The organism is Bacillus cereus group sp. BfR-BA-01430 (assembly GCF_022663115.1).
GTDB classification, from domain to species: Bacteria; Bacillota; Bacilli; order Bacillales; family Bacillaceae_G; genus Bacillus_A; species Bacillus_A cereus_BD.
This window is the reverse complement of the sequence record NZ_JAKUEW010000015.1, coordinates 1-12,026: the sequence shown is the minus strand read 5'-3', so window position 1 is coordinate 12,026 and position 12,026 is coordinate 1. Positions and strand designations below refer to the sequence as shown.

Here is a 12,026-nt window from a genome sequence, read left to right as displayed (position 1 = left end):
GAATCGAGTGAATGTCCTAACATACAGTTCAGCCAAAAAACAAATTGTGTTTATGGCACTATACTTTGTAATTACAGGGATCGTAATTCGTCTAATTGGATATTCCTTGCAAGGCGGCCTTTCCAATTTCACAAATGTCGGTATTGGAAATTTACTTTCAGGGGATTTTTCGCTAGGGGACTTATTCCACTTTGACTTTAGTTTTGATATGAGTCAATTTGATGGATTTAGCTTCAATATGTGGATTGTCTTTATAAAAGACAAGATTCATAGTTTTATAAATGATGTAATGCCTACTACATTGGGTGCAATTAATATGCTGATGTTAAACAAATACCTAACAGTAGAGCGGGCTATTAAATTAGGAATTAGATTGTATTAAAAAAATATTTAGGTAAAAAAAGAGACGTAATTTACATTATTACGTCTCTTTTTTATATACAAAAACAAAATGAGAGGATGTTGTAAAGATGTTAGATCAAAATACGGATAGAACTTGGTGGATGATTGGTGCAGTAGTAGTAGGAGCGCTGTTAATTGCAGCTGCAAAAGTAGCGTTTCCTGAAGTGTTTGACAGTGTGAAAGAATTCTTCCAAAACACACTTACAAGTGCAACAAAATAATAAACTGCAACAATATACCAAATAAATAGAAGGGGAGTATTCCCCTTCTATTTATGAATAAATTTAAGCTGTACGGAAAGGAGAAAAAAAGTTGAAAGACTATCCTTTCGTAATGGTAGTACTGATTATTGGTCTTTTTTTGACTGTAATTAGTGGTTATTACTATAAGCAAAATTTCTCGACAGATTCAGTTATTCAAGGAGTGACGGAAACTGTACGGTCGAGCGCAATTGCTAATACAGATAATAGCTCTCGTATTCAACGCGGAGAATTATTTATTTCAAAACCTGGTTTTGAAGAAGATTTTAAAAAACGTATTGAGTCTAATAAACTTGTGAAAATCAGTAAGGATGCTAAATATGAGTTTAAATATCTTGATAATAAAAACGGTTCAACAAAAGCCATTAGAGTCATTATCAAAGATGGAGATAATACGTATCAAGCTACATGTAAAGTGAATATAGCCACATCTTAGAAGAAAGGAGAAGAAGATGTTAGGAATAAAAAAAGCAAGTATAACAGCTAAAAAAACACGTACAATAGCTGAAAAAAAGAATGATTTCAAGTTTGATCCACAAAGGTTACAAAGTATTAAAGAAGACCTTAATACGAAATATGCAGAACTAGTAATTGATGCTTTACTAAATAAAGAATCTCGTAAGAAGATTAAAGAGCTTATCAAGAAAAATTATCCAGCTTATTTTATGGATTATGATGACGATAAAGATGTAGCTGAATATGTTGTATCTGAAATTATTGGTACAGGAGTTATCGAAAGACTTATTAACGAGCGCCCTGATATTACCGATATATCCTATAACGGAAGTCATTTAATAGTAGAATCAAGTGATTACAAAGGTGTTTATGAAAATTCTGATCATATTATTTCAGAAGAATATATCTCTCGTGTAATTCAAAAGTTTGCAAATGCTGTAGGTACAGAATTTGTTCCTAAGAAGCCAATTTTCGATGGAGTTTACGGATCCATTCGTATTAATGCAGTACATTCTCAAAATACAGTAGGAAATTCTACAATGTCACTAAGGATTGTACGTCCAAGACTAGCATTAAACAAGGAGAATTTTGCTACATTTGCTCCTGAATTTATGCTTGAATTCTTTAAAGTACTTATGATAAGTAGAAATAATATTTTAATTTCAGGAGAAACAGGTACAGGGAAAACAGAGTTTCTAAAGCTGTTATTCTCTTACATTTTGTTTGAACATAAAGCAGTTATGATTGAAGATGTTCCTGAAACGCATGTTAAACAGCTATTTCCCGATAAAGATGTATTAAGTTGGTTAACTGGACATGGTGTAACAGTTACCGATCTGATTAAGGCTGCATTACGAAATAACCCACGCTGGATTATGATTTCTGAGCTTCGTGGTAAAGAGACTTATGAAGCAATTCAAGCGGTGTTATCAGGACATCATGTAGTAACTTCTCTGCATTCTGTAGATGCTGAGACATCACCAAAGAGACTTGTTAATATGTCTAAAATTGGTTATCAAGTTGATGAAAAATCTCTTGAAGAAGATATTATGCGATATTTTGGTTTTGGTTGCCATATTAAGAGGGTAGTAATAAAAACAACTGGCGAAAATGGTGTGAAAATTAATCGAGTTATTCGCTATTTATCAAAGGTAGTCGAGTATTCACATGAAGGATGCAAGATGGTATTTGAGCAAAAATACAAAAACGGTCAGTTTACTTACTCGACTGGAAGTTTATCAGAAGAGTTTTATGAGCGTTTAGCTGAAGCAGATTTGAATTATGAGCTTCCTAAGTATACAAATGAATTAGCACTGAAACCTGGATTAGTAGTAACAAGATAAGAAAGGAGAATGTTGGGGAAAGGAGGTATGTAGCTTGAAGGTCTCAACTTTTAACGCGAAAACAAGAAAAAAGAAATTTGTTAATGCAGATGAAATAAATGCAATTAAAGTAGCTTATGGTAAACCGCTTGAAAAAAAAGATTACTTGAGATATGGATTAATTCCAGGTTTAATTGTAGGCGGTTTTTCTTTTATTCTACTGTATTATTGGTGGGTTTCACTAATTTTGGGATGTATGGGTATTTTATATGGTTTGAAGGTATTAATGCCCAAAAATATTCAACGAGTTTATGAACAAAGTGCATTTAATGAGAGAAACAAGTTTGTGAACAACATGACTCAAATTCTTACAAATGATAGTCAAACTTTACTGAATGCTCTAGGTAGGGCGAGTGATCGTTCAGCGGGAGAGTTAAAGGAAGACCTAAAAGTATTACAAGCGAAGTTAACGGGGGCAAATCATGAGCAAATGTTGCATGCTTTCAAAGAGCTTTCTAATAAATATCGTGATGATATTATATTTGTTCAGTATTTAGAGCAAATAGAGACGGCTGCGTTAGAAGGTAAAACAAATATAGATACGTTGAAAGACATAAAAACATACCACAATGAAATGAAGGAGAAAAAAGAAGAGTATGAACGAAAAAAAGATGGACATTTGAAGGATATGAAAATGCTTTGCGGTTTAGTGATATTTTTTATTATCATTATTGCATTCTCATTTAGTTTTGACACCTATATTCAGGCGTTTGCAAGGCATCCGATTGGCTGGGGGACTTCTGGAATCTACATGTTATTGATGTTTCTCTTCTTTAAGTCTTTTGCTACATATTACTTTGATGACTCGATATTGGAGGTAAAAAAATGAGAGTAGTGGCAGCGACTAGCATGAAGAAAAATCGATATAACCGGTTATTAGCTGAAGAAAAACTATATGACATGTTAATGGAAATGGGGAATACGAAAAAAATGATCGATAAATTCCAAAAGAAGCGAATTAAACAAACGCTTGTAATGGTAGTTATCGGTTTTTTTATGGGATTATTTCTCTCAAAATGGTGTTACCTATTAGCAATTGGATTGCCAATCTTCTTTTATCGTTCAAAATACAACAATGTGGTAAAGACGTATAATGCATTTAAATTTGAACGTCATCTAAGCTTTATTAAGTTTATGAGATTGCTAATTCCTTATCTAAAGGAATCGGAGGGTGGGACTAGCTTGTATCAGATACTACGAAAAATTTTGAAGCGTACAGAGAATCCAGTAGATGCAAATTCGATAGCTAAATTAATGTCGGAATTGACTGACAAACCAAATGACATTCAGCCTTTTACTGATTTTGCTATACGTTCAAGTGGTACTGATATGTCAGTCCTTTTTATGCAAACGATATATGATTTTCAACAGAATTCTTATGATACGAACGTTATTGACGAATTAGGGAAAATAGCAAGTGCAGAGTTACAAAGAGCAATCGATGAAATTGTGACATTTAAGTTAAAGCGTTTTGCTTTTTTTCCAACCAAAATCGTAATGTCTTCATTTCTAATGGTAGTTGGTTATGCAGCAGCGATCCTGGTGTATAACTTATCAACTGTTAGTTTAGGATAATTTTTTATGAAAGGTGGAAATTAGTTGAAATAAATTTAGAGTGGGTGTGAGTCATGCAAGAAAGTGCAATTATGGAAATGGTGAAGTGGTTTCTGGGCTTATTTTTGGTAGTTTTATTGGTTGTGGTAGCAATCTTTTGTATTCAGGTATCAAATGTGAATTCCTACAAACAACAAGTTAACTATCAGATTGAAAGACAAGGCGGATTAACTAAAAGCGCTATCCAAAATCTAGAGGAGTACAGTAATAAGTATTATAAAGGTGCTTTTACTGTGAAAAGCAATCAATTAAATAAAAAAGTACAATTTGGCGAAACGGTAGATTATCAAGTAATAGCAAAGTTTAAAATTGCTGTTTTTAATTTACCTGACGTAACTATGAAATTTGATGGATCTGCTTCGTCACATGTCCGTTAGAGAGTAGGTGCTAAGAAATGCTAGAAAATAATGTATTCCGCTTATTAATGCTAATAAGTGGTGTTATTGTGTGTACGGGAGTTTTTTTATTCCTAAAAGGAGAATTTCCTGTAATTCAAGAAGCGTTTCAAAATTTCTTCTCTCAAAGAATTACAAGATATTAAGTAAAGGAGACGGTTTTACATGGCTAAAAGAACCAACAAAAATGAAAAATCACCGCATCAAGATGCTGTTTCGATGATTTTAAAAAAGCAGGGTAAGACATATGAAGAATGGTCACAACAAGTTGTGAATAACAATTGCTTGTCTTTGCTACAAGGAGGAAACCCTGAGTGGAGAAATAAGATGTTAGAAGAAGCTGCGATGGAAGAAATCGCAGCTTTTATTGTTAAACAGGAAAATAAACAAGGTCACAATATTCAATCAAATAATTAAGAAAGAGGGAATTTAAAATGGATCTATTAAATATTTTTGTTATCAAGTTATTAACTTATAATGATTTCTTTGACTCTGTTAGTGGAGCATTAGGTACTTGGACAGGAAGATTACAAGCTATTGGTGTAGTTTTAATTATCTTCTGTATTGCTGTTGCTGGTGTTATGTACATGTTTGGGGAAGAATTGAGCAGAAAAGCAAAACAATGGATTTTCCGTATTATCATTGGAGGATTCCTTTTATTTGGCGCAGGGGTTTTGGGTGACACAATCAAAGGTGTAACTGGTGGTTTCTAAAATAAATTAGAGTTTGGAAAAAGGAACTTATTTTTTAGTAAGTTCCTTTTTCGTTATTTAATAGAAAAATATATACATGGAATGAGGTTGAAGTAATGTATATTGTAGAGTTTTTGCAAAAAGAGCAATCAAAATCTTTTAAAAGGTTTTTGAAGAAGAATAAAGCCTGGAATAGAAAACAACTAGGATTAAAAGCAGCTGAAAGTTTAATCCAAAAATATATTGCAGAAAATCAGCAAAATGATCAAGTATTACTACTATTACAAGATATTGAGAATGAAAAAGCTTATGAATTTACATTACCTGTAGGAGTAGGAGAAAACTTTTCATTGTTAACCTCTATCTCAAAAGATCTTGAGGATGGAACAGATTTTAATTTAGCTATGGAAATTAAGCAGGGGATATACGTAAGTTATAAGAATGAGGAAGAACAGGGGAATGTAGAAACTGAGGAAGAAACACCTAAAAAGAAAAAAGGTGGCTTCTTTTCTAAGTTATTTGGGAAGAAAGGCGAAGAAGCTCCACATGCTGCTAAAGTAGATACACGGGAGCATAACGATAATCTGCAAAAAGAGTTTGCAGAGGAAGAAAATCTTTTTGAAGAAATGTCGACCGAGGAAATGCAACACCGAGGAACAAATATATTTGAGGAATCAGACCTTGCATCATTAGAAATGGAAGTTAACGATTCATCTACGGAAGAAAAGAAGGATATTTTTGCAATAGAAGAAACAGATAATTACCAAGATTTAAGTGTGGATTTGGAAAAGGATCATGAAGAATTACCGTTTGATACACATGTGAGTGATTCTATCAAAAGCATTGAAGAAGAGTTATATTCTGAACCAGAAAAAGAAGAAATTCAAGAACAAGTTATCGTAATGCCAACAAAAGATGTAAGCTTTCCCGAATATGATAAATATTTAGACTTAAGAGAAGTGGAAGCAAAACAAAATAGATATGATTCTCGTTTCACTGTAAACCATTTATTAGGGCTTTTGGGCATGAGTGAAGAAACTGCACAAACTGCTTTAGAAAAGAAAAAGTTACAATTTGTGAAAAATGTATTAAGTGGAAAAGAATTTTTGCTTATTCAGGATAAGTATTATCAGGATGTTAAAAATGTGGTTGATGACATTCGTTTGATTTTAGAGAGAGCGTATGAGGAAACTGTTATGCGTGATTATCAGAAAGAGGCAGAAGATAGATTGCGTGAAACTTTTGAAGCAAATCTTCAAGAAAAGCTGCAAGAACTAAATGCGTTTGAGAATAAGGAAAACCAAGAAATGCAACAAAAATTAAATGCGTTTTCTGAGAAACAACAATTGGAGTTGCAATCTTTTAAATTAAAACAAGAAGCAGAATTCAAAGCATATGAATCAGATCTTGAAGAAAGAAAATTAACGCTAGTAAGCGCTCGAGAAGAGGAATTAATGAAGGATAATAATATAGAGCAAGAAAAAAGACTTCATGAGAAAGTTTATGAGTTAAAAGTGGAAGCAAATAAATCATTAATTGATAAAAAGAATGAGCTTTTAGCTGATTTTTCAGGTTCATTAGAAGATATTATGAATGCTGCGTTTGAAATGCAAGAATCTGAACTGAAGAATCTACAAGATTATATGGAACGATTAATTCCAGGTTGGAAAGAAGAAATTCAAGCAGAGCATGAAAAAGAAATAAAGGAACGTCAATTAGAAGTGGAAGAAGAGAAAAATAGAATTGAAAAAGAAGCACTAAACTTAGAACAAAGGAAACAAGAAGCGCTAGAAATGAAGACAAGTGGCCGAGAACGTGAATTACTGAATATCATTGAAGATTTAAATAATAAATTAATAAAAGCCTATGCTGGGACAGGGCAAATGCCATCTCAACAACCAATATATATGTATGCTCAACCAGTACAACAACCAGTATATATGTATCAACAGCCTGTACAACAACCATTTTGTCAGCAACCAGCACAACAACCTGTAATGCAACAACAGTCTGTAGCACAGCCACAAGCAGAGAACAATTCAAAGAAACGGGGGAAACTTTTTGAAAAATTAATGGGGTCTAACTAGTAAGTATGTGGATAAGGTGAGGAGGAAATGCGAAAGTGGAGATTTCGAAATTCTCATTGAAAAGAAAAAAGTACCTTCATCATAATTATAAAATTGATGGTGAGGATCTACCACAAGAAAAGAATAGAATTAATAAGAAAGCACTCGCAATCTCTTCAATTGCAGTGCTTTTTCCATTTAGTGCTATAAATTTTGTAGCAGGGACATATCAGTCTATTACAAAGGAGTTATCAAAAACAGTTGAAAAACCAACTATTTTTGATGTGTTTGGTACAAAATGGGAAAACAGTTTATCGATAAAAAATGTTTTCCACCCTGCACTGCCTACAAATATATACTTGTTTAGCTTATTAGCTTCAACGCTGGTAGGTTTTTTGGTGTATTCAAAAGTTAATTATCGAAGTGACGAAAATGTAGCTTATGGTCAAAAAGGAGATAGTCGTTTTACTACGATTGAGGAAATTAAAGAACAGTATAAAGAAATCCCTGAAAAAACGGAAGTGTTTGAGGGGTATGGAGGTGTACCTGTTTCACATTATAAGGATAAATATTATATCGATACTGACACCGTAAATACCGCGATTTTAGGGGTTTCTCGTTCTGGTAAAGGTGAAATGATAGTTGTCGTAATGATTGATAATTTGAGTAGAGCAAAAAATCAATCAAGTATGGTCATAAATGATCCGAAAGGGGAGCTATACAGTGCATCGAAAGAAACGCTAGAAAAACGTGGATATGATGTTCAAGTATTGAATATTTTAGATCCGCTGCAAGGTATGTCATATAATCCATTGCAGCTTGTAATTGACGCTTGGGTAAATGGTGATGATCAGGAAGCGGCAAAACGTGCGAATACATTAACCTTCTCTCTATATAACGATCCTAATGCTGGTGAGAATGCGTTCTTTAATACTTCTGCACAAAATGCTATTAACGGTATTATTCTAGCCATTGTGGACTATTGTGTAAAAAATAATTGCATCGAAAAAGTTACGATGCACAATGTATCACAAATGCTAAACGAGTTAGGGACATTTTATTATAAAGAAAATCCGGATGATTTCGTGGAAAAGAATGCTTTAGATGAATACTTTAAAAGTTTGCCGCAAGGAAATGTAGCAAAAATGCAATATGGATCAACGAGTTTTGCTGGTGAAAAAGCGAAAGGATCGATTTTAGCTACTGCAAACCAGGGGTTACAAACTTTTGCAGATAAAATGTTTGCTAAGATGACCTCGAAATCTAGCTTGGATTTAAAGCAAGTTGGTTTTCCTAAAAACTTGTTTTTTCAATTAGATGAACGTTTTTTGAATAAGCGTGTAACAGTATCATTTCATAAAAATGACGATAAAAAGACGGAAATAGGAAGGTATAAGATTAAGGTTAAAGCTTTAGGTATGTGTAACATGAACTTTGATGAAAAGTTAGAAGATGGAGATTTATTATTAATTCGTTATCAAGATGACGAAGATCCTAAAAAGAAATATAGACTGTTATACAGTCTGAAATTTGAAACGCTATTAGACGAAAAAGGAAGAGTGGTCTATCAGAAAAAAGAAGGTTGTGAAGATAAGCCAGAGTATAAGCGTGAAGTGACATTAAATATGAAGGCCAATACTTTCCCTCTGTCACCAAAGGCTAAATTGATGTATTCTGACAAGCCGACAGCTGTATTTATGATTGTACCAGATTATGATAAATCGAATCATGCTTTAGCAAGTATTTTTGTTAAGCAGCTGTACACTGAGTTATCGATGAATTGTAATGACACGAAAGGAAAAAAATGCTTTAGACGTGTTCACTTTTTGTTGGATGAATTCGGAAACATGCCACCTATAGATGACATGGGTGGGGTACTCACAGTTTGTGCAGGTCGTAATATGTTATTTAATTTGGTACTTCAATCCTATTCGCAAATTGAAAAGCTGTATGACAAAGAAGCGACAGAAATTAAAGATAACTGTCAAAATCATATTTATATTATGTCCACTAATAAAGATACGATTGAAGAAATTTCACAACGTGCCGGACATAAAACGGTTATAGGCAAATCCTCAAATGAAAGTCATATGGATGCAGATAACAAACTAACTAAAAATGCTGATCAGCAACGTATTATTTCTCCTGAACGTTTGTCACAGTTTATTGAAGGGGAAACATTGGTACTCCGTGCGTTACATAGGCAGGATGTTAATAGAAAAAAAGTTAGAGCATATCCAATTTTTAATACACAAGAAACGAGTATGCCTTATCGTTGGCAATTTCTAAGTGATGATTTTGACACATCAAATGACTTGAACGAAATTGATATTCCTTCTTTGCATACAGGATTGGACCTAACGGAGCTATATCTGAATTTCTTGGATTTTATAGTAAATCCAGTTGCAAAAAAGGAATACATTAAAAAGCAGGCCGCTAATGAATCCGTTGAGAAAGAACTAACACTCGATGATGTTATTAAATCATTAGTTGGACTCGTGAAAGAAAAAAGAAATGCGGACGATCCATCAGAGATTCGTCGACGTTTGGCACAAATGCTATTAAATTATGCAAAAAACAATGTAGTTCCTAAAACAGAGGAAATTAAATTATTAAAAGAACAATCTTCAAATCGTGAGATTAAGAGGTATTTAGAAGATTTGTTGAAAATATTGGCAAATTGATAAAGTCAAAATAAATAGGAAAGGTAGAACAGTAATGGCTGCTACAAAATTAAAAGAATGGGTTTTACATAGTAAACGAGCTGTAGTAATTGGAGTATTTACAGTTTTTATTTTAATTTGCAGTTTTGTATTTACGCCTGTCATCTTTGCAGATGGATGGTGGGATGAGATTGTATGGAAAGTTACAGATATAGATAAAGGACAAGCTATTGCTTTTTTGAAAAATGATTGGATAGAATATGCAAATATTTTAGGATCAATCGTTCAGAGCATTGAAGGGAGTATTATTCAAGGGTTACTTATATTGGTTTCTTCTTTAGAAGGGCTAATTCCTGAAACGTTTTCCTTCTTTGATTTATTAAAAGATGCAGGGTTAAACGAATTTGCTACTTCTATAATGAAAGGTTTGTTTTATGCTTTACTTTTGTTAGTTATTGTATGGTTAGCAATCAAAACGATTATTCAATATAAACCTCCACGTTTTAAGTCTGTAGGGGTTAACATCATCGTAATGATTGGTCTATTAGGTGGACTAAATGAGTTAATGGCAGATATGCAAAAAATGGCCATAGATTTTTATAAAGATACCACCAATGATAGTCAGGCAAAAGAAGGTTTAGCCTGGAATCTAGTAAAACATAATACCGCGGATTTGGCTTATTTAAGTGTAAAAGGATTTGCTCCTATAAAAAATAAGGACTCTAAAGCACAAGCTATTTCTAATGGTGATAGTGGAAAAAATGGTCTATCAAAAGAAATGTATTTAAAAGCAGATTTAGGAGATTTAATTACTCCTGACGTGGTAGGAAAGTTGAAAGATCAAGATGGAGTTGCAGAAGAAACAAAGTTTTTAGCTTATAAGGTTACGAACAATGGTGCAGAAGAAGCACTAGAAGAAATAGATGATAGCTTTTTTGATCCATTTAAGGATACATTCCCATCAGGATATATTCGATATCCTATGAACTTCGGTACTATATTTTGGGGATTGATTGCACTTGGGATCGCGTATCTGTTTACTATTTTCGTTTTTGTCATGACTATATTTGAAATTGCAATGAAAAAAATTATTGCACCACTTGTATTTGTAACAGATATGGAAACTGGTGAAAAAACAAAGATGGTAATGCAGGATATTCTAAGAAGCTTTATGTTATTTGGTTTTACAGGATTATCTTTACGATTCTATACGATTGCAGTTAATTTTCTATCAGGTAAAGATATTAATGCATTTTTATATATCGTAGCAATGTTTTGTTTAACCATGTCCTTAATAAAAGGATCAGAATCAATTTTAAGGTACTTTGGTGTAGATGTTGGTCTAAAAGAAGGTAAGAATCACTTAATGGGTATGTTAGGTGGATTAGCGCTTGCTAAAGGTGCTGTCAATAGTGTTGGTAAAGGAATTGGGAAGGCTTATAGTGGGGCGAAAAATATGTTCAGTAATAACCGTCAAGATTCCCCTAAGCGGTCTGAGGGTAATGAAGGTAGTTCCGGGGAAGGAACTAAACATCAAAACGCAAGAAAGAACCCTCCTAATATGAGAAAAGGCGGTAAAATGGGTGCTCTTGTACAGGCTAGTTCCATGGGAGCAAAAATGATGGCTGCTACTACAGAAGGTCCAATTAGAGAAGCAATGAGTAATGTAAATGATATAGCAGATAAAGCACTTGAAACCGATAAGACAACAGCTAATGGTTTCGGGAAAAATAAAGGTGCTGTGGGTAATGAAAAAGAAGATACTGCAATTAAAAATCAGCTAAGTAATACACAAGGTGAATTGCAAGATCAAGGTGAATCGGGTCAAACAACAATGAAGGCAAGATCCGATAAACAAAAAGTAGAACGAGAATTGGATGTAGCCAATCGTATGAAAAATAGCGGAAAAAATGAAGTGCCAAACGATCAAGCAAAAGGTGATCGTCAGCAAGTAGAAAGAGAATTAGAAGTGGCAAACCGAATAAATAATCCAGGAAGAAATGAAGTACCAAATGAGCAGGCAAAAGGTAATCGCCAACAAGTAGAACGAGAGTTGGAAGTAACGAACCGTATGAATAATCCAGGAAGAAATGAAG

The 12,026-nt window shown here is 33.5% G+C and carries 12 protein-coding genes; all 12 read left to right on the top strand.

Annotation, left to right across the window (positions count from 1 at the left end; translation table 11 throughout):
• Positions 1 to 7 precede the first annotated feature (7 nt).
• On the top strand, positions 8 to 382 hold the full coding sequence (locus MR058_RS19020) for a hypothetical protein (protein ID WP_094374103.1): 375 nt from the start codon (positions 8 to 10) through the stop codon (positions 380 to 382).
• Positions 383 to 470: 88 nt separating this feature from the next.
• Positions 471 to 623, top strand: coding sequence for a hypothetical protein (locus MR058_RS19015; protein WP_204082018.1), 153 nt, complete (start codon positions 471 to 473; stop codon positions 621 to 623).
• 91 nt (positions 624 to 714) lie between these two features.
• The gene (locus MR058_RS19010) at positions 715 to 1,098 is read left to right on the top strand and encodes a hypothetical protein (protein WP_094374101.1); all 384 of its coding nucleotides are present in this window, start codon (positions 715 to 717) and stop codon (positions 1,096 to 1,098) included.
• A gap of 16 nt (positions 1,099 to 1,114) precedes the next feature.
• On the top strand, positions 1,115 to 2,461 hold the full coding sequence (locus tag MR058_RS19005) for an ATPase, T2SS/T4P/T4SS family (protein WP_094374099.1): 1,347 nt from the start codon (positions 1,115 to 1,117) through the stop codon (positions 2,459 to 2,461).
• A gap of 34 nt (positions 2,462 to 2,495) precedes the next feature.
• Positions 2,496 to 3,329: a hypothetical protein gene (locus MR058_RS19000; protein WP_094374097.1), complete on the top strand. Its 834-nt coding sequence runs from the start codon at positions 2,496 to 2,498 to the stop codon at positions 3,327 to 3,329.
• Positions 3,326 to 4,075, top strand: coding sequence for a hypothetical protein (locus tag MR058_RS18995; protein WP_094374095.1), 750 nt, complete (start codon positions 3,326 to 3,328; stop codon positions 4,073 to 4,075). The genes MR058_RS19000 and MR058_RS18995 overlap by 4 nt, the downstream gene beginning before the upstream one ends.
• 53 nt (positions 4,076 to 4,128) lie before the next feature.
• Positions 4,129 to 4,491 (top strand): hypothetical protein, encoded by a 363-nt coding sequence (locus MR058_RS18990; RefSeq protein ID WP_094374093.1) that lies wholly within the window; start codon positions 4,129 to 4,131, stop codon positions 4,489 to 4,491.
• 183 nt (positions 4,492 to 4,674) lie between these two features.
• Positions 4,675 to 4,926, top strand: coding sequence for a hypothetical protein (locus MR058_RS18985; protein WP_094374091.1), 252 nt, complete (start codon positions 4,675 to 4,677; stop codon positions 4,924 to 4,926).
• Positions 4,927 to 4,943: 17 nt separating this feature from the next.
• Complete coding sequence (locus MR058_RS18980; protein ID WP_094374089.1) at positions 4,944 to 5,222, top strand: TrbC/VirB2 family protein; 279 nt, start codon at positions 4,944 to 4,946, stop codon at positions 5,220 to 5,222.
• Positions 5,223 to 5,317: 95 nt separating this feature from the next.
• A complete protein-coding gene (locus MR058_RS18975) occupies positions 5,318 to 7,288 on the top strand; it encodes a hypothetical protein (protein ID WP_094374087.1) in 1,971 nt (656 codons plus the stop codon).
• Between the two features lie 35 nt (positions 7,289 to 7,323).
• Positions 7,324 to 9,951, top strand: a complete 2,628-nt coding sequence (locus MR058_RS18970; protein WP_094374086.1) for a VirD4-like conjugal transfer protein, CD1115 family — start codon at positions 7,324 to 7,326, stop codon at positions 9,949 to 9,951.
• Positions 9,952 to 9,985: 34 nt separating this feature from the next.
• A partial coding sequence (locus MR058_RS18965) for a pLS20_p028 family conjugation system transmembrane protein (RefSeq protein WP_396021851.1) occupies positions 9,986 to 12,026 on the top strand: 2,041 nt, incomplete at its 3' end.

Excerpts from the sequence above, each read along its gene's own strand:
- MR058_RS18980 (WP_094374089.1), top strand. The coding sequence starts at position 4,944 with ATGGATCTATTAAATATTTTTGTTATCAAGTTATTAACTTATAATGAT.
- MR058_RS18975 (WP_094374087.1), top strand. The coding sequence starts at position 5,318 with ATGTATATTGTAGAGTTTTTGCAAAAAGAGCAATCAAAATCTTTTAAA.
- MR058_RS18990 (WP_094374093.1), top strand. The coding sequence starts at position 4,129 with ATGCAAGAAAGTGCAATTATGGAAATGGTGAAGTGGTTTCTGGGCTTA.
- MR058_RS18985 (WP_094374091.1), top strand. The coding sequence starts at position 4,675 with ATGGCTAAAAGAACCAACAAAAATGAAAAATCACCGCATCAAGATGCT.
- MR058_RS19005 (WP_094374099.1), top strand. The coding sequence starts at position 1,115 with ATGTTAGGAATAAAAAAAGCAAGTATAACAGCTAAAAAAACACGTACA.
- MR058_RS18995 (WP_094374095.1), top strand. The coding sequence starts at position 3,326 with ATGAGAGTAGTGGCAGCGACTAGCATGAAGAAAAATCGATATAACCGG.
- MR058_RS19015 (WP_204082018.1), top strand. The coding sequence starts at position 471 with ATGTTAGATCAAAATACGGATAGAACTTGGTGGATGATTGGTGCAGTA.